This window comes from Pseudomonas putida (genome assembly GCF_026625125.1).
Lineage (GTDB): Bacteria > Pseudomonadota > Gammaproteobacteria > Pseudomonadales > Pseudomonadaceae > Aquipseudomonas > Aquipseudomonas putida_X.
Map to the genome: position 1 here is coordinate 1,164,677 of NZ_CP113097.1, position 16,495 is coordinate 1,181,171.

Annotated in this window: 16 protein-coding genes and 1 tRNA gene; 5 read left to right on the forward strand and 12 right to left on the reverse strand. The window is 63.3% G+C overall.

Annotated elements, in window-relative coordinates; all coding sequences use genetic code 11:
* The first annotated feature begins 6 nt into the window (after window positions 1-6).
* Entirely contained in the window at window positions 7-1,074 is a 1,068-nt protein-coding gene (locus OSW16_RS05365; RefSeq protein ID WP_418942032.1) for a glycerophosphodiester phosphodiesterase, read from the forward strand.
* 92 nt (window positions 1,075-1,166) lie between these two features.
* Here OSW16_RS05365 and OSW16_RS05370 read toward each other — a convergent pair.
* The 5 genes from OSW16_RS05370 to OSW16_RS05390 all read right to left on the reverse strand — a co-directional run bounded on the left by OSW16_RS05370 (window position 1,167) and on the right by OSW16_RS05390 (window position 5,034).
* Window positions 1,167-1,240 (reverse strand) — tRNA-Gly (locus OSW16_RS05370).
* 119 nt (window positions 1,241-1,359) lie between these two features.
* Window positions 1,360-2,250: an alpha/beta fold hydrolase gene (locus OSW16_RS05375; protein WP_267821301.1), complete on the reverse strand. Its 891-nt coding sequence runs from the start codon at window positions 2,248-2,250 to the stop codon at window positions 1,360-1,362.
* Window positions 2,251-2,594: 344 nt separating this feature from the next.
* On the reverse strand, window positions 2,595-3,287 hold the full coding sequence (locus OSW16_RS05380) for a pseudouridine synthase (protein ID WP_267821303.1): 693 nt from the start codon (window positions 3,285-3,287) through the stop codon (window positions 2,595-2,597).
* Between the two features lie 33 nt (window positions 3,288-3,320).
* Complete coding sequence (locus tag OSW16_RS05385) at window positions 3,321-3,551, reverse strand: cysteine-rich CWC family protein (RefSeq protein WP_267821305.1); 231 nt, start codon at window positions 3,549-3,551, stop codon at window positions 3,321-3,323.
* Complete coding sequence (locus OSW16_RS05390; RefSeq protein WP_267821307.1) at window positions 3,544-5,034, reverse strand: sensor domain-containing diguanylate cyclase; 1,491 nt, start codon at window positions 5,032-5,034, stop codon at window positions 3,544-3,546. Before OSW16_RS05390 ends, OSW16_RS05385 begins: the two co-directional genes overlap by 8 nt.
* A 211-nt stretch (window positions 5,035-5,245) precedes the next feature.
* Between OSW16_RS05390 and OSW16_RS05395 the strand changes: the two genes are divergently transcribed.
* Window positions 5,246-5,686, forward strand: coding sequence for a hypothetical protein (locus OSW16_RS05395; protein WP_267821309.1), 441 nt, complete (start codon window positions 5,246-5,248; stop codon window positions 5,684-5,686).
* Window positions 5,687-5,717: 31 nt separating this feature from the next.
* On the opposite strand, the gene OSW16_RS05400 is transcribed toward OSW16_RS05395, so the two are convergent.
* The gene (locus OSW16_RS05400) at window positions 5,718-6,824 is read right to left on the reverse strand and encodes an enoyl-CoA hydratase/isomerase family protein (RefSeq protein ID WP_267821312.1); all 1,107 of its coding nucleotides are present in this window, start codon (window positions 6,822-6,824) and stop codon (window positions 5,718-5,720) included.
* Window positions 6,825-6,949: 125 nt separating this feature from the next.
* Here OSW16_RS05400 and ung point away from each other — a divergent pair, with 125 nt between their 5' ends.
* Complete coding sequence (ung, locus tag OSW16_RS05405; protein ID WP_267821314.1) at window positions 6,950-7,642, forward strand: uracil-DNA glycosylase; 693 nt, start codon at window positions 6,950-6,952, stop codon at window positions 7,640-7,642.
* A 329-nt stretch (window positions 7,643-7,971) separates the two neighbouring features.
* Here the strand turns inward: ung and OSW16_RS05410 are convergent, their stop codons facing one another.
* From OSW16_RS05410 to OSW16_RS05430, 5 genes are all read right to left on the reverse strand, one after another.
* The gene (locus OSW16_RS05410) at window positions 7,972-9,003 is read right to left on the reverse strand and encodes an AbrB family transcriptional regulator (protein ID WP_267821317.1); all 1,032 of its coding nucleotides are present in this window, start codon (window positions 9,001-9,003) and stop codon (window positions 7,972-7,974) included.
* Window positions 8,996-10,510 carry a tripartite tricarboxylate transporter permease gene (locus OSW16_RS05415; RefSeq protein ID WP_267821319.1) on the reverse strand — a complete coding sequence of 505 codons (1,515 nt, stop codon included), beginning with the start codon at window positions 10,508-10,510 and terminating at the stop codon, window positions 8,996-8,998. Before OSW16_RS05415 ends, OSW16_RS05410 begins: the two co-directional genes overlap by 8 nt.
* A 3-nt stretch (window positions 10,511-10,513) precedes the next feature.
* Window positions 10,514-10,972, reverse strand: a complete 459-nt coding sequence (locus OSW16_RS05420; protein WP_267821321.1) for a tripartite tricarboxylate transporter TctB family protein — start codon at window positions 10,970-10,972, stop codon at window positions 10,514-10,516.
* Between the two features lie 119 nt (window positions 10,973-11,091).
* Window positions 11,092-12,072, reverse strand: coding sequence for a Bug family tripartite tricarboxylate transporter substrate binding protein (locus OSW16_RS05425; RefSeq protein ID WP_267821324.1), 981 nt, complete (start codon window positions 12,070-12,072; stop codon window positions 11,092-11,094).
* A 31-nt stretch (window positions 12,073-12,103) separates the two neighbouring features.
* Window positions 12,104-13,393 carry an OprD family porin gene (locus OSW16_RS05430; protein WP_267821326.1) on the reverse strand — a complete coding sequence of 430 codons (1,290 nt, stop codon included), beginning with the start codon at window positions 13,391-13,393 and terminating at the stop codon, window positions 12,104-12,106.
* Between the two features lie 200 nt (window positions 13,394-13,593).
* Here OSW16_RS05430 and OSW16_RS05435 point away from each other — a divergent pair, with 200 nt between their 5' ends.
* Window positions 13,594-14,265: a response regulator gene (locus OSW16_RS05435; RefSeq protein ID WP_267821328.1), complete on the forward strand. Its 672-nt coding sequence runs from the start codon at window positions 13,594-13,596 to the stop codon at window positions 14,263-14,265.
* Window positions 14,258-15,637: a sensor histidine kinase gene (locus OSW16_RS05440; RefSeq protein ID WP_267821330.1), complete on the forward strand. Its 1,380-nt coding sequence runs from the start codon at window positions 14,258-14,260 to the stop codon at window positions 15,635-15,637. Before OSW16_RS05435 ends, OSW16_RS05440 begins: the two co-directional genes overlap by 8 nt.
* Before the next feature lie 39 nt (window positions 15,638-15,676).
* Here OSW16_RS05440 and OSW16_RS05445 read toward each other — a convergent pair whose 3' ends face one another.
* Window positions 15,677-16,483, reverse strand: a complete 807-nt coding sequence (locus tag OSW16_RS05445; protein WP_267821332.1) for an HDOD domain-containing protein — start codon at window positions 16,481-16,483, stop codon at window positions 15,677-15,679.
* Window positions 16,484-16,495 lie beyond the last annotated feature (12 nt).

Below are 16,495 nucleotides of genomic sequence, written 5' to 3' on the forward strand. Positions count from 1 at the left end.
CTTCAGATGCGCAATTGTTTGATCGGGATGCTGGCCTTGGCAGCGCTGGGGCCGGCCTGCGTGGCATTGGCAACGGACGGCAAGGCCCTCGCCGCAGCCCAAGGCATACCCTACCCGGCAGTGATCGCTCACCGCGGCGCCTCCTATGATGCACCGGAATCTACCAAGCCCGCCTACCTGTTGGCCCGCGAGTTGGGCGCCGACTATCTGGAGCTGGACCTGCAGCGCACGCGCGACGGCGTGCTGGTTGTGGTCCACGACGATGAGCTGTCACGTACCAGCGATGTCGCCAAGCGTTTCCCCGAGCGCAAACACAGCCCAGTCAGTGCCTTTACCCTCGCCGAGCTCAAGTCCCTGGACGCCGGCAGCTGGTTCAACGAGGCCTATCCGGCACGTGCACGGGCGTCGTTCGCCAACCTGCCGATCCTCACCCTCGACGAAGTCATCGATATTGCCGAAGGCAACCCGCAGCGCCAGCCCGGGTTGTACATCGAGACCAAGGTGCCCAGCCAGTTTCCCGGTATTGAGCGCCAGCTCAAGGAGCGCTTGAAGGCCCGTGGCTGGCTCGACCGGCCTGGGCGCGTGGTAGTGCAGACATTCGACCGCAACAGCCTGGCGCTGCTGCACGAGACAATGCCGCAGGTACCGAAGATTCTGCTGCTGTGGGTGGGTACAAAGGCCATCGCGCCGGCCTCGGGACACGATTTCGCGGGTTCAGGCGAAAGCGACAAGGCCGCTTTTTATGCCCGCCAGCACCCCAAGAGCCGGGCTGAATTCCTGCGCTGGCTGGACTTGGCCAAGCAGGGCGGTGCAATTGGAACCGGGCCTTCTGCCAAGCGCGGCAAGCTGGGCGAACAGAGCTACGCCGATCTCATTGAGCCATGGATGAACCAGGCCAGCCATGAGCGTGGGCTGTTGGTGCACGTCTATACGCTCGACGAGGCGCAGGACTTCGACGCAGCCATGAAGGCGGGGGTGGACGGGATCTTCACCAACAGGGCGGGTGCGCTATTGCGCTTTTATGATCGCGCGGCTGAACGTGAGACGGCTGTGCCGAAAAGGCTGGGGTACTGAGCGTTTGAAGGTGTCAAGCCGGCCGGCTTGGGGGTGATCTTCGCCTCGAGGGCAGCGATGACGTTCTGGAACGCCATGCGGGGGATGCGGAGTGGAGCGGGTAGAGGGAATCGAACCCTCGTCGGAAGCTTGGGAAGCTACTGTTCTACCATTAAACTATACCCGCGTCTGCGCTCGACTTTTTACCAGAACCTGTCTGGAATTAGAAGCCCTCGTTATAAACCGGTGAAAAAAAACTGTCGGCGCCCATAGCCTGCAGGCCATGGCTACAGGGCGCCGATGCACTCAGATTGCCCATGCATGCTGCTCTTGGCTGGCGTTGTACGCAGTACGTGCCCGCACCTGGCGCACGGTCGGCTTGAGGAAACCGAGCAACGCGCTGCGGGTGGCTTCGCAGGCCGTCTTGTTTTCCATGTCCAGGAAGTGCCCGGCATCACGGATCACCGTGAAGTGACTCTTGTCGACATGGTTGCCGAACTGGCGAGCGTCTTCGGCTGTGGTGTACTCGTCACGGTCGCCGTTGATGAACAGCACCGGGATGTCGATGTTACGTGCGCCACGCAGTGCCCGTTCCAGGTCATGCTGCAGTACCTGATTGATGTGGAAGTGCATCTGCGCATATTCATGGCTGTCCAGGCTGCTGACGTGCCGGTAGTTGAAGCGCTTGAACAGCGATGGCAAGTGCTTGCCGATGGTGTCGTTGACCAGGTTGCCGACCTGGTAGCGATCGCAGGCAGCCAGGTACTGGCAACCGCGGTTCAGGTAGTCGCGCATTGGTTCGTTGATCACCGGCGAGAACGAGCTGACCACCGCCTTTTTCACCATACGCGGCTGGTGCGCCAGCGCCAGCAGGGTGCAGGCACCGCCCCAGGAGAACGACATCACGTGGTCGGCCTGGAAGTGCTCGATCAGCTCAAGCAGGATATGCGCCTCGTCTTCCTTGCTGATCAGGCGTTCCTGGCGGTTGTGCGCCTTGGACTTGCCCGAGTAGGGCTGGTCGTACAGCACGACATTGAACTGTGGGTGCAGGTTACGCACCGTCTGGGCGAACGAAGCCGTGGTGGCCAGCGAGCCATTGATCAGGATGATCGTCTTTTCGGCTGCATCCGCGCGATAGAACTCCGTGTAAACCCGATACTGACCTTGGATATCAAGTACAGCGATTTCTGGCCTCATGTCATCGACTCCTGGCGCAAAAAGGGTGTTCGCGTCACCTAGGGTGCACGTTCTTTATGACAGGTAGGCATTTGCCTGAAGGAATTACCGGGCCCTGTGTCGATCCTTGGCACACGTGTCGACGGTATTGTTTTTGGCGGGCAATCTGCCGTGCTCCAAGGCATCGAGGCCTTGGGTAGCCGACAAAAAGATGTCGTGGCGCGCAGCGTGACCGACGAGTCACGCGCGGACCGACAAGTTAGGAGTCAAGCATCGGGTCTGGCATCCCGCAAGTGCCGGCTGGATAAAATTGTGACTTTTCTCGCCGGGCGGTCGTACGACGTGTTGACCGTGCCTGAACCGCTCTAGACCGAGGCGATTTCTGCAGCCGTGAGCGCCCGGAATTCGCCCGGCGCCAAGTCTGGATCGAGCTGTATCGCCCCCATGGTTTCGCGGTGCAGCCCCACAACCTTGTTGTCGAAGTAGCCGAACATGCGCTTGACCTGGTGATAACGCCCTTCAGTGATGGACAGCTGTGCCGTACGCGGGCCAAGGATGTCCAGGTGCGCGGGGAGGGTAGTCAGGTCTTCGAAGGCGAAGTAGAAGCCTGCGCGAAACTTGTCGATGTAGTGCGCGCCGATTTCATCTTCCGTTTCCACCCGATAGCGCTTGGGCAGCTTCGTCGCCGGCTGCGTCAGGCGCCGGGACCACTGGCCGTCGTTGGTCAGGATCATCAGGCCGGTGGTGTTGTAGTCGAGCCGCCCGGCAATGTGCAGGTCCTCGCGCAATGGCGCAGGCAGCAGGTCGAGTACGGTGCGGTGCTGTGGGTCGTGAGTGGCGCTGACGCAGCCGGGCGGTTTGTGCAGCATCAGGTAGCGCGCCGGGCGCCCGGCCTGCAGCAGCTGATCATCCACCTCGATGCGGCTGAACACACGGACTTCGGCCTGCGGGTCGGTTACCGTTTCGCCATCCACCCGCACGCGGCGCTGTACCAGCAGCAAGCGTACTTGCTGGCGGTTGTAGCTGGGCAGGTTGGCAAGGAAGCGGTCGAGGCGCATGGCGTTGAGGTGGTCCAGGGAGGGGCGCGCAGTCTAGCGCTTTTTTGCCGCGATCCGTGCAGGCGCGTCCTCGGCCAGGCCGGCGCTTGCGGCGCAGCGCGGGCACAAGCAGGATTTGTCGCGCAGTTCATCTGGCAGAGCCTGCAGAACTGCAGGGTCGATCGTGACCGCATAGCACCAGCAGGCTGCGGCTGCGGTACGTGGGTCGGCCAGGGTGCACTGGTTGAGGGCGCCACAGGCAGGGCAGTGCTGGCTGTCATTCATACACAAGTCCGGGATTTTCACTGCAGACGCGGTTGCGGCCGGCCTGCTTGGCACGATAAAGCGCACGGTCGGCGCGGGTCAGCAGGGCTTGCAGGGTATCGCCCGGCTGCAGGCCACTGAGGCCTATGCTGGTGGTCAGGCGCAACGGCTGTTCGTCATGGCTGAAGGTCAGTTGCTCGGTACGCCGACGGATCTTCTCCGCCACGTCGATCGCTTGCCGGCCTTGAGTTTCACGCAGCAGCACGATGAACTCCTCGCCGCCCCAGCGGCACAGTATATCCGACTGGCGCAGGCTGCCCTGGAGCACATTGGCAAACTGGCGCAGCACTTCGTCGCCTGCCAGGTGGCCGTGGTTGTCGTTGAGCGTCTTGAAGTGGTCCAGGTCGATCAACAGCGCCACCAGCGGGGCGCAATCGCGCTGGGCTTGTTGCAAGGCTTTTGCCGCCAGCAGATCGAAGCTGCGCCGGTTGGGCAGCCCGGTAAGGCTGTCGAGCGTGGCCAGGGACTCGATACTGGCCTGATGGCGCCTGAGCATGGCATGCAGCAGCGACACCACCACCAGGCTGATCATCGCGCAGATCGCCAGGTTGAGGTAGAGCGAGTGGCGAATGCGCGCCAAAGCGCCGGCCTCGCGTTTATCCACCAACAGGTACCAGTCAAGTTCGGGCAGGTGCCTTACGTTGAGAAAGTGGCTGTGGCCCTCGCTGTCTTTGTATTCATGGCTGCCCTCGGCGGGTACCGGCTGCTGAGCCTGCAAGGCATCCAGTTCGGGGTTGTCGCGCAGTGGCTGGCCGACCCGCAGGCCATGCGGGCCGCCGTCGGAGCCGGTGAGCAAGATTTTGCCCTTGGCATCGGTGAACAACACCGAACGCTGGTAACGCCGCTGGTAGGTGTCGATCAGCTTGACCACCGTGTCCACGCTCAGGCCCACCCCGGTCGCACCGATGAACCGCTGCTGGTAGTCCAGCACCCGGTAGTTGATAAACACGGTGAGGCTGTCCTGGTTGGCCATGTCCAGGTCGACGTTGATTTCATAGGGTGCTTTCTGGTCGCGCAGGCGGAAATACCAAGCGTCGCGCCAACTGTCGGGCTCGACCTGCTTGAGCACACCTTTGGCCTGGTAATAGGTCAGGGTGCGGTCGGAGACGAAGAACGAAGTGAAGGTGTCCTGCTTGCCCATGACTTCGCCAAGGAAGCGCGTGATGCGCTGAGTGTCCTGCTCGCCAGCGAGCACCCAGTCACGCAGGAAAGTGTCCTGGGCCATCATCGAGGCGATCAGTACCGGGCGGATGAGGTCTTTCTGGATTTCCGAATAGACCGTGTCGGAGGTCAGCGGCAGTTCAGTGTTGACGATGCCATCGCGGATCGCGCTGCGGGAGGCGAAATAGCTGAGCAGCGAGGTGGCGATGAAACCGCAAGCCAACAGCATCAGGATGGTGAGGATCAGCGAGCGGTGCGCGAACAGAGCGGAACGTGAGGGCATGATCATCCCGTGATGTGTGCCGAGGCGATCATTCTAGTGATAAGCCCGGGAAAAGACTGCAGGTTTATTGGGGGTATCCAAGCTATTTCAAATTATTGCGGAAATGGCACTGCACGATGGCGACAATGTCTTATTCCTTGTCGATGTTCGCTTTGGCGTCGACGCTCGGCAGCGCCGCTGCACGGGCACCCCAGCGGTCCAGGAGGCCGCCATGTCCTATCGAATTCTGTTGATCGCCCTGTTGGGCCTGATGACAAGCGCGTGCGTGCCCTACCACGAGGGTGGCCGTTATTATCGTACCGATTACTACACCGCTGACCGGTATGTCTCGCCGGGTTATTACCGTCACGACCGCTATTACGTCGCCCCCCAGCCGCGCTACTACTATCAGCCAGCGCCGCGCTACTACCGGCCTGCGCCGGTGCCGCAATACCGTGCGCACCCTCAGCCGGGGATGAAGCAGTGGCATGGCAACCCGCGTTACGACTATGGCAATCGCCAGCGTTATGACTACGGCCGTGATCGCGACCGGCATGATTACCGCAATGACAGCCGGCGGTATCAGAACGACCGCTGGCACTCCAATGGCCGGGGTGATCGTGATCGCCGTCCGGAGGGTAGGCGCTCAGGTGACCGCAACTGGCAACGGTGAAGGTTTGTCGGGAGGGGCATAGCGGCCCCGGTCAGGCAAGATCTGCCAAGGGATGGCGCCCCTCCCATACTTTCTCAAAATGGGCCTCGACCACGGCCGCCGGCACTTGCGCAACATCCGGCCAGTGCCAGCGTGGCTGGTTGTCCTTGTCCAGCAGGCGGGCGCGCACGCCTTCGCTGAATTCGGGGTGACGGCAGCAATTGAGGCTCATGCTGTATTCCATCTGGAACACCTGGGCCAATGACAGATGCCTGGCCCGACGGATCTGTTCCCAGACCAGGTGCGCCGTGAGCGGGCAGCCCTCGTGCAGGCGTTGGCCAGCAGCGGCCAGCAAGGGGTCTTCATGCTGCTTGAGCCCCTCCAGTGCCCGCCACGCGGCCGCCGGGTCGGCAACGTCGAGCAGGGCATCGATCAGCTGGCGCCGCGGCAACCACTGCGCCTGCGGCAGTTCGGCATAGGCGCGGTGCTGCTCCGCCTTGAGCAGGCTGTTCAACTGCAGGTCGGTCTGTTCTTGCCAGTTGAGTTGCAACAGCTCTTCGATAAGCCCGTCTTGTTGATGCTCGCCAAAGAATCGGTCCGCCAGGCCCAGGTCGATGGCATCCCGGGCGTTGATGGGGGCGCCGGTCAGCCCCAGAAACAGCCCAAGCCTGCCCGGCAGGCGCCCAAGAAACCAACTGGCGCCCACGTCGGGGTACAGGCCAATACTGATTTCTGGCATAGCCAGGCGGCTGCTGGGCGTAACGATGCGTACGCCGGCCCCCTGCAACAGCCCCATGCCACCCCCCAGTACATGGCCGTGGCCCCAGCACAGCAACGGCTTGGGGTAGGTGTGCAGGAGATAGTCGAGGCGGTATTCGGCGGCGAAGAAGGTGGCTGCCAGCGGTGGCACGCTGCCAGGGTGGTCGCGGCAGGCCTGGGCCAGTGCCCGTACATCGCCGCCGGCGCAAAATGCCTTGGCGCCGTTGCCACGCAGCAATACACAGACTACGCCCGGGTCGCGTGCCCAGTCCTGCAGGTATTCGCCGAGCATTTCGATCATCGGCAGGCTCAGGGCATTGAGCGCCTTGGGCGCGTCCAGTGTGGCAATGCCGATGCGGGCGCCATCGGCGCCGGTAAGTACCTCGCAGTGAATGGTCATGGCTACCTCGTTCAAGTCATCGCTCAAGTATGGCTTGCCTGGGCGATCATGCAGGCCACAGGTCGGACCGATTGACAAGGGCAGATGGCTTACCTAGTGTCGCGCCATTGTTTACGGATGGCCCCATGACTGACGACGATCGCATCAAACTCGAACCCAGCTGGAAAAACGCCCTGCGGGCAGAGTTCGACCAGCCCTACATGCACCAGCTGCGTGAATTCCTGCGCCAAGAGCACGCCGCCGGCAAGGAAATCTACCCACCCGGCCCGATGATCTTCAATGCGCTCAACTCCACCCCGCTCGATCAGGTGAAAGTCGTCATCCTCGGCCAGGACCCGTATCACGGCCCGGGCCAGGCTCACGGCCTGTGCTTCTCGGTGCAGCCGGGTGTGCCGACCCCGCCGTCGTTGGTGAATATCTACAAGGAACTGCAGCGCGACCTGAACATCCCCATTGCCAGCCATGGCTACCTGCAAAGCTGGGCCGAGCAGGGGGTGCTGCTGCTCAACACGACCATGACCGTCGAGCGCGCCAATGCCGCTTCGCATGCCAAGAAAGGCTGGGAATTCTTTACGGACCGGATCATTCAGGTGGTCAGCGAGCAGTGTTCGAACGTGGTGTTCCTGCTGTGGGGCGCGCATGCCCAGAGCAAGCAGAAGCTGATCGATGGCACCAAGCATCTGGTATTGAAGTCGGTGCACCCCTCGCCACTGTCGGCGTACCGGGGGTTCCTGGGTTGTGGGCATTTCAGCCGGGCCAATGGCTTCCTCGAACAGCGTGGCCTGGCGCCGATCAACTGGGCGTTGCCGCCGCTTTGAGGGGCAGGGGGTTCTGAGGGGACAGTGAGCGGCTGCCTGCCTGGGTTGTCGATGCAGCGCTGCATGGCACCGGCTTCGCCGGTGATCGCCGGCAAGCCGGCTCCCACATGGATTGCGCCGGCTTTTAGAGGATGGTTGCCTCCCCCAGTAATGCGCAGGCCTGAAGAACTGCGCGGTCGCGGTGGGGGTAACTGTTCTTGCTCAACTTCTAAAAGTTGGCGCGGTTGGGGTGGGAGCCGGCTTGCCGGCGATGGGCTGCGCAGCAGCCCTGATCACACTGACTGCCTGACATCAACCTCAGGTCACCTCCCACAGGCGTTGCGTTGGCTTCAGTCCTGGCCTTTCACCCAGTATCTGAACAGCGGTTCGGCCAGAAAAAGCACGAACAGCAAGCGCATCACTTGCAACGCGGTCACCAACGGCACCGACAACTGCAACGTCTCTGCGGTCAGGCTCATCTCGGCAATGCCGCCCGGCATCATGCCCAGCGTCAGCGAGCGCAGATCCAGCGCAGTCATCACGCTCAACCCCCAGGCGGCAGCGCCCGCGATCAACATGCACAGCGCGGTGGCGAGCAACGTGCGCAGCAAGAACGACGGAGCACGGCGGAAGAACGTGCGGCTGAAGTGGCAGGCCAGGCCACTGCCGATCAACCATTGGCCGATCTGGCTGGCACCGTCGGGCAGGGCAATCTGCAGGTTGCCCGCCAGGCTTAGCGTGGCGGCCACCAGCAGCGGCCCGAACAGCCAGGGGTTGGGCTGGCGCAAGCGCTGCCAGGCGAGAGCGACCGCCACACCCAGCGGTGCGATCAGTGCCAGCCAGCCCCAGCTCACACTGGCGGTATGATTGAGCGGCACACCGTCACCGATCAGGAACTTGAACAGCGCCGGTACGCACAGCACCACCGCCAGCACCCGCAGGCTTTGCGCCGCAGCCACCTGGCTGAGCACCGCGCCGTTACGTGCGCCGAGGTTGACCATCTCCCCGGAACCCCCGGGCATGCTGGCAAAAAATGCCGTGGCACGGTCTTCGCCGGTACGCCGCAGCAACCAGACGCCCACCCCGCTGGAAACCGTGGTTAGCATCGCGGCAAAGAAGATCAGCACGAAATGGCTGGCCACCTGTTCGATCACGGCAGGGGTGAAGTGCAGGCCGATACCCAGGCCGATGATGCATTGGCCGCATTTGCGGCCATTGGGGATTTCCGAGAGTTGCCAGGGCGTCAGGCAGCGCACCAGGATGATCGCCAGCAAGGCGCCGACCATCCAAGGCAAGGGCCAGCCGACCAGGCTGGCGAGATACCCGCCCGCCAGGCCGACCAGCCCTGTCGCCCAGTACAGCGGTAACGACCGATCAGGCATCGGCCATCGCCCGGCGCTGCAGGCTGCGCTTGCGCCAGATACGCAGCAGCGGCAGGCAGAGCATGAACACCACCAGTGCCCAGATGCCCATGCTGATCGAGCTCGACCACAGAATGCCCAGTTCGCCATTGGAAATCGACAGCGCACGGCGCAGGTTCTGCTCCATCAGGCCGCCCAGAATGAAACCGAGCAGGATGGGCGAGAGCGGGAAGTCCAGCTTGCGCAGGATGTAGCCCATGATGCCGATGCCGACCATCAGGAACAGGTCAAAGGTGGTGGCGTGCACGGCGTATACACCGATCGCGGTGATGATCGCGATTACTGGCACCAGCGCCCAGTTCGGTACGGCGAGGATGCGCGTGAAGATGCGGATCATCGGGATGTTCAGGATCACCAGCATGATGTTGGCGACGAACAGCGAAGCGATCAGCCCCCAGACAATGTCAGGTTGCTGTTCGAACAGCAGGGGGCCGGGGGTGATGTTGTACAGGGTCAGTGCACCGATCATCACCGCCGTGGTGCCCGAGCCGGGAACGCCCAGGGTCAGCATCGGCACCAGGGCGCCGCAGCAGGACGCGCCGATGGCCGTTTCCGGGGCAGCCAGGCCACGGGCATCGCCCTTGCCGAACTTGCCACTTTCGCCGGCGATACGCTTCTCGGTCATGTAGGCCACGGCGCTGGCCAGGGTCGCACCCGCACCTGGCAGCACGCCCATGATGAAACCGAGCACGCCACAGCGAATATTGATGACGAACACCGAGGCCGCTTCCTTGAAGTTGAACAGCATGCGCCCCGTGGCTTTGACCGCCTGGTGGCCATGATGAGTCTTCTCCAGCAGCAGCAGGATTTCGCTGATCGAGAACAGGCCCAGCACCAGCACCACGAACTGGATACCGTCGGCAAGGTGCACGCTGTCACCGGTAAAGCGGTACACGCCGCTGTTGGCGTCGATGCCCACCGCTGACAGGAACAGGCCGATCAGTGCGGCGATGAAGGTCTTCAGCGGTTTGTCCCCGGCCATGCCGCCCAACGCAACGATGGCGAACACCATCAGCACGAAGTACTCCGCCGGCCCGAAGGCGATCGCCCATTTCGCCAGCAGCGGGGCGAACAGCACCATGCCGCAGGTGGCGATGAGTGCGCCGATGAACGAACTCCACGCCGACAGCGACAGGGCAACGCCAGCCAGGCCGTTGCGGGCCATCGGGTAGCCGTCCAGGGTGGTCATCACGGTCGAGGCTTCGCCCGGGATGTTCAACAGGATCGAGCTGATCCGCCCGCCGTATTCGCAGCCCAGGTAAACCGCTGCCAACAGGATCAGTGCCGACTCTGGGGGCAGGCCGAGGGCGAAGGCGATCGGGATCAGCAACGCCACGCCGTTGATCGGGCCCAGGCCCGGCAGCAAGCCGACCACGGTGCCGATGAGGGTGCCCGAAAGGGCGGTAACCAGGTTGTAGGGGGTCAGGGCGACGCCAAAGCCCTGGCCCAGGTAGCTCAAGGTATCCATCTGTCAGTTCTCCAGTACGCTCAGCAGGCCGAGGGGCAGGGGCACATCCATCACGCGGTCGAACAGCCAGTAGAGGAACAGGCTCATGCCTACCACCACGAGGGTGCTGTGCAGCCAGCGGCCGCCGTACAAGCGCGCCATGGGGATGCCAACCAGGATGGCGCTGAGGATGAAGCCCAAGGCTTCAAAGGTGCTGGCGAAGACCAGCAGCAGGCCGACGCAGGCAGCAACCTTGGTCAGGGTCGCGCGGTCCAGCGCAGGCTCGTCGTCCTTGTGCACGATGGGCGTGGGGCGTATGGCGAGATAGAGCAGGCCAAGGCTCATCAGGCCAAGCATCAACAGCGGGTAGGCCCGTGGGCCGACCGGTTCGTAGGAAAAGGCCGCCTGGTACGGCCAGGCCATCACGGCCAGGACGGCGCACAGCGCCAGCAGAGCCAGGGCGAAGAGGCGTTGCAGGATCATTGGGAATCCTCATTGGGGTTGCAGTGGCCGTGCAGGCCTTTTCGCCGGCTAGCTGGCTCCCTACGCTGTCGCCGTGGGGGCCGGCTTGCCGGTGATGTGGCCCGTACAGGCGCCCGGGCTTACTGAACCAGGCCAAATTCCTTGGCCAGTGCCTTGTAGTCCGCCACTTGCTTCTTCACATAGGTGTCCAGCTCTGCGCCGGTCATTGCGAACGGGAACAGCTCGCGCTGGTCACGCAGCTTGGCGAAGTCTTCAGAGGCAAGCATCTTGTCGAAGGAATCCTTCCACCAGGCATACTCCTCGTCGCTCACTTTCGGCCCAAGGTAGAAACCGCGCACCACCGGCCAGACGATGTCGTAGCCCTGTTCCTTGGCGGTGGGGATGTTTTTCATCTCCGGCTCGTCGAGACGGTTTTCCGAGAACACGGCGAGGATGCGCATGTTGCCGCTCTGGATGTGGGGCATGGAGTCGGAGATATCGGTGGAGCCGACCTGGATATGGCCACCGAGCAGCGCAGTGGCGATCTCACCGCCACCTTCAAGGGCCACGTAGCGCAGGTCGCGCGGGTTGATGCCGGCGGCCTTGGCGATCAGGGCGGTCTGCATCCAATCCTGGCTGCCGACGGTACCGCCAGAGCCGATCACCACCTTGCTCGGGTCTTTCTTCAGCGCTGCGACCAAGTCATCCAGGGTCTTGTAGGGTGAATCGCTTTTCACCGCGATGGCGCCGTAGCTGGTGCCGACTGCCGCCAGCCATTTCACGGCATTTTCGTCGAAGCGGCCGAATTTGCCCTGGGCCAGGTTGAGCAAGGAGCCGCTGGACCATGCCACCAAGGTGCCGGCATCCGCTGGGCGCTGCGCTACCACCGCGTTGTAGGCCACTGCGCCGACACCACCTGGCATGTAGGTGACGCGCATCGGTTTGCTGAGGATCTTCTCCTGCACCAGGGCGCTTTGCACCAGCTTGCAGGTCAGGTCGAAGCCGCCACCCGGCGAGGCCGGGGCGATGCATTCGGGGCGTTTGGGTTCGGCGGCGATGGCATGGCCGGCCAGCAGCAGGCAGCCGGTAACCAGGGCGAGGCGGCGCAGTGAAAAGTTCATCGTCTATCTCCGTGAGCGTTGTTGTTATGGGTTACCACAGGGCGACGCTGTAGCTCACCAGCAGCCGTACTTCGTCGGCATCGCGGGCGAAATTCGAGCGGAAGGTAGCGTTGCGCAGGCGCACGGCGACGTTTTTCAACGGGCCGCTTTGTACCACGTACTTGAACTCGGTATTACGTTCCCACTCCTTGCCCTCGCTGCCATCGGCGCGGCTGACGTTGTCGCCGTTGATGTAGCGGGTCATGAAGGTCAGGCCCGGGACGCCCAGCGCCGCGAAGTTGTAGTCGTAGCGAACTTGCCACGAGCGCTCGTCGGCCCCGGCGAAGTCGTTGATCTGCACGAAGTTGACCAAGTATGGGTCGGCACCATCGACATAAGGGAAGGCGCTGTCACCTGACAGGTGCTGGTAGGCGGCGCTCACCTTGTGCCCGCCCAAGGCATAGCTGAACATGCCGTTGACGGTGGTGTTGTCGATGCTACCGGCCTTGGCCTGGCCCTGATCGTCGCTCACTGCCAGGCGCAGGTCGGCACCGAAGGTGCCCGGGCCCCAAGGCTGGGTGGCGACCATGCCGAGGAAGTGCTGGCGGTAGATGTCGTCGAGCTGGGCGAAGTGGTAGCTGCCGGTGATGCGATCGGTGAACTGGTAGTCGACGCCCCCCAGGTCGAGGTTGTCGGCCGAGAACGTGCCGCCGAAGCGGCCGTTCTTGTTGTTCAGGGCCAGGTCTTCCCAGTTGGTGTCATTGCGATCCTTGGCCTTCTCCAAGCGCCCGCCGGTGAAGGTGAGGTTCTTGATCTCCTTGGAGGTGACCAGGCCGCCCTCAAAGGTTTGCGGCAGGATGCGGCCATCGTTGGGCTGCAGGGTCGGCAGTTCGGGGATCAGCGAGCCGATTTTCAGTTCGGTCTGGGACACTTTCACTTTGCCGGTCAGGCCGAGTTTGGAGTACTCATCGGCGGCCTTGCCATCATCGTGGGTCGGCAACAGCCCAGAGCCTGCGCGGTCGGGGCTTGAGTCGAGCTTGATGCCGAGCATGCCCAAGGCGTCCAGGCCAAAGCCCACGGTGCCGTCGGTGTAGCCGGACTCAAAGTTGAGCATCAAGCCCTGGGCCCACTCGTCGCGCTTGGACTGCTGCGCACTGGTGCCGTCGCGAAAGTCGCGGTTGAAGTACATGTTGCGGGTTTCGAAGGTTGCCGTGCTGTCTTCGAAGAAGGCGGCCTGGCTCATCGGGGCGACGCCGGCAAGCGCGAAGGCACAAGCGTAGGCGTATGGGCGTGCGGAAAGGGAACGGGTAGGCGCGAACGCCTGCGGCTGCGATGACAGCATCGAGGATGACTCCGTTATTGTTCTTATTGGTTGCACCTTGCTGGTGCTTTTTTTCGGCGCATGGGGCGACCGTGGTGCGATGCTAGGTAACGAACCTTTCGCTAACCTTTCAGCTTGAAAGGTTTGTTACGAGGGGCTTCACAGACCGGGCTACAGCGGTACACTCCGCGCCACCGCCCCACCCGAGCAGGGAGAATTCGATGCGTGTGCTGCTGGTCGAAGACCACGTACAACTGGCCGAAAGCGTGGCCCAGGCCCTGAAGAGCCATGGCTTGACCGTGGATGTGCTGCATGACGGCGTGGCCGCCGACCTGGCGCTGGCCAGCGAGGAGTACGCCGTTGCCGTGCTCGACGTGGGCTTGCCGCGCATGGACGGCTTTGAGGTGCTGGCCCGCCTGCGTGGGCGCGGCAAGACCCTGCCGGTGCTGATGCTGACTGCGCGCAGCGATGTGAAGGACCGGGTGCATGGCCTGAACCTGGGCGCCGACGACTACCTGGCCAAACCTTTTGAGCTGACCGAGCTGGAAGCACGGGTCAAGGCGCTGCTGCGGCGCAGCGTACTGGGCGGCGAGCGCCAGCAACGCTGCGGTCCGCTGGTGTATGACCTTGATACCCGGCGGTTCACCCTGGGCGAGGACCACCTGACCCTGACCTCCCGTGAGCAGAGCGTACTCGAGGCGCTGATCGCCCGGCCCGGCCGGGTGATGAGCAAGGAGCAGTTGGCCGCCCAGGTCTTTGGCCTGGACGAAGAGGCCAGCCCCGACGCCATCGAAATCTACATCCACCGCCTGCGCAAGAAGCTCGACGGCCAGCCGGTGGCCATTGTCACATTCCGCGGCCTCGGCTACCTGCTCGAGCACCGCGATGCGTGACAATGGCAGCCTGCGCGGGCGCTTGCTGGGCAACCTGGCGCTGCTGCTGGTCGTGCTGATGCTGGCCAGCGGCCTGAGCGCCTACTGGAATGGGCGCGAGGCTGCCGATACGGCCTACGACCGGACCTTGCTGGCATCGGCGCGGACCATCGCCGCCGGCTTGTCCCAGCGCGACGGCACCCTTAGCGCGGACGTGCCCTACGTGGCGCTGGACACCTTTGCCTACGACAGTGCCGGGCGCATCTACTACCAGGTGCTGGACATCAACCAGAAACTGATCTCGGGCTACGAGAATCTGCCGCCCCCGCCGCCAGGCACACCGCGTACGGACGATTACCCAGCGCTGGCGCGCTTTTACAACGCCACCTACCTCGGGCAGGACGTGCGCGTGGTCAGCCTGCTCAAGGCTGTAAGCGAGCCGAACATGAACGGCATGGCTGAAATCCGGGTGGCCGAGACCGAGGAGGCGCGGGTGAGCATGGCCCGTGGGCTGATGGCCGACACCCTGCTGCGCCTGGGCATGCTGGCGCTCGGGGCATTGGGGATGGTCTGGTTCGCGGTGAGTGCGGCGCTGCGCCCGCTGGAGCGTCTGCGCAAAGCCGTGGAGGAGCGCCAGCCGGATGACCTGCGCGCGCTGCCGCTGGTGCAGGTGCAGCGTGAGCTTGACCCGCTGGTGCGTGCCTTGAATCACTTCACCGAACGCTTGCGAGGGCAGTTCGAGCGCCAGGCGCAATTCATTGCCGAGGCCGCCCACGAACTGCGCACGCCGTTGGCGGCCCTCAAGGCGCGGGTCGAGCTGGGCTTGCGCGCGAAACAGCCCGAACAGTGGCACCAGACGCTGGAGTCTGCCGCCCAAGGCACTGACAGGCTGACCCATCTGGCCAACCAGCTGTTGTCGTTGGCCCGTGTGGAAAATGGCGCCCGGGCAATCGCCGAGGGTGGCGCTCAGCGCCTGGACCTCAGCCAGCTGGCCCGCGAGCTGGGCATGGCCATGGCGCCGCTGGCGCATAAACGTGGTGTGGCCTTGGCGCTGGAGGCCGCGGCGCCGGTGTGGCTCAAAGGTGAGCCGACCTTGCTCAACGAATTGCTCAGCAACCTGATGGACAATGCGCTGGCCCATACCCCGGCGGGCGGTAATGTGATTTTGCGGGTGCTGGCGCCAGCGGTACTGGAGGTCGAGGATGATGGCCCCGGTATCCCCGAAGATGAGCGCGAGCGGGTGTTCGAGCGCTTCTATCGACGCAGCGCCCAAGGCACTGGCTTGGGGTTGGCGATCGTCGGTGAGATCTGTCGCGCGCACCTGGCGCAGATCAGCCTGCACGACGGTGAGAAGGGCGGGCTGAAAGTGCGCGTGAGTTTTATCGCTGACTGAGGTCTTGCCTGCGCGGCACCGTTGGCGGGCAAGGCACGGCTAGCGCAGCATGCTCCGCGCTTCCAGCAGCTCGCCAACCTCCAGCTCCGTGCCAAACGGCAACCCCAGGTGGCGATAGGCCGGCAACGCAGCCAGAGGCCGGCTGCGTCCGCGCTGGCTGAGGCAGCGGGCGATCTGCACCACGTCGATGTAGTCGATTTTGTCGGTGCGCCGGTCCAGGTCCTGCACCTGGCTTGGCAGGTTGACCAATTGCTCGGGGAATTCCCATGACGAAAGGATCTTGTCCCCCAGCACAGGCTGGATCTGCTCGATCACGTAGTGCAGGCATACCGGGTCCGAGAGCAGTTCGTTGTGCTCTTCGGCGTAGATCAGTACCGGCAGCGCGCCGATCTGGTTGACCAGGCCGCCGAGGGTGGCCTGGTCAGGCTTGAGGTGAGTGAAGCGGCGGCAGATTTCATAGCTGATGCCCGCCACTTCAAGGCTGTTGGCCCAGATATCCCTTAATTTTTGCTCGACTGCCGATGAACGTGCGTGGAAGATCTGTTCGATCACCAGGCCGATGGCCAGGTTGCAGCTGTAGTTGATGCCCAGGCGAGTGATGGCCGTGTGCAGGTCAGTGACCTCGATCGCCGCCCGCAGCAGGGGGCTGTTCACTACCTTGATCAGGCGGGCGGAGAGGGCCGCGTCGCGGCCAATCACCTTGCTCAGGGCAGCAACGCTGATTTCCGTGTCCTCGGCGGCCTCACGGATGCTCAGGGCAACTTCCGGAAGCGTCGGCAGGACCAGGTCATCGTTGGCGATGGCAGCCAGCAACTGTGCTTGAACCATCTCGGCCAGCTTGTTCATTTACTTCTCTAC

Excerpts from the sequence above, each read along its gene's own strand:
- OSW16_RS05365 (WP_418942032.1), top strand. The coding sequence starts at position 7 with ATGCGCAATTGTTTGATCGGGATGCTGGCCTTGGCAGCGCTGGGGCCG.
- OSW16_RS05375 (WP_267821301.1), bottom strand. The coding sequence starts at position 2,250 with ATGAGGCCAGAAATCGCTGTACTTGATATCCAAGGTCAGTATCGGGTT.
- OSW16_RS05380 (WP_267821303.1), bottom strand. The coding sequence starts at position 3,287 with ATGCGCCTCGACCGCTTCCTTGCCAACCTGCCCAGCTACAACCGCCAG.
- OSW16_RS05385 (WP_267821305.1), bottom strand. The coding sequence starts at position 3,551 with ATGAATGACAGCCAGCACTGCCCTGCCTGTGGCGCCCTCAACCAGTGC.
- OSW16_RS05390 (WP_267821307.1), bottom strand. The coding sequence starts at position 5,034 with ATGCCCTCACGTTCCGCTCTGTTCGCGCACCGCTCGCTGATCCTCACC.
- OSW16_RS05395 (WP_267821309.1), top strand. The coding sequence starts at position 5,246 with ATGTCCTATCGAATTCTGTTGATCGCCCTGTTGGGCCTGATGACAAGC.
- OSW16_RS05400 (WP_267821312.1), bottom strand. The coding sequence starts at position 6,824 with ATGACCATTCACTGCGAGGTACTTACCGGCGCCGATGGCGCCCGCATC.
- ung (WP_267821314.1), top strand. The coding sequence starts at position 6,950 with ATGACTGACGACGATCGCATCAAACTCGAACCCAGCTGGAAAAACGCC.
- OSW16_RS05410 (WP_267821317.1), bottom strand. The coding sequence starts at position 9,003 with ATGCCTGATCGGTCGTTACCGCTGTACTGGGCGACAGGGCTGGTCGGC.
- OSW16_RS05415 (WP_267821319.1), bottom strand. The coding sequence starts at position 10,510 with ATGGATACCTTGAGCTACCTGGGCCAGGGCTTTGGCGTCGCCCTGACC.
- OSW16_RS05420 (WP_267821321.1), bottom strand. The coding sequence starts at position 10,972 with ATGATCCTGCAACGCCTCTTCGCCCTGGCTCTGCTGGCGCTGTGCGCC.
- OSW16_RS05425 (WP_267821324.1), bottom strand. The coding sequence starts at position 12,072 with ATGAACTTTTCACTGCGCCGCCTCGCCCTGGTTACCGGCTGCCTGCTG.
- OSW16_RS05430 (WP_267821326.1), bottom strand. The coding sequence starts at position 13,393 with ATGCTGTCATCGCAGCCGCAGGCGTTCGCGCCTACCCGTTCCCTTTCC.
- OSW16_RS05435 (WP_267821328.1), top strand. The coding sequence starts at position 13,594 with ATGCGTGTGCTGCTGGTCGAAGACCACGTACAACTGGCCGAAAGCGTG.
- OSW16_RS05440 (WP_267821330.1), top strand. The coding sequence starts at position 14,258 with ATGCGTGACAATGGCAGCCTGCGCGGGCGCTTGCTGGGCAACCTGGCG.
- OSW16_RS05445 (WP_267821332.1), bottom strand. The coding sequence starts at position 16,483 with ATGAACAAGCTGGCCGAGATGGTTCAAGCACAGTTGCTGGCTGCCATC.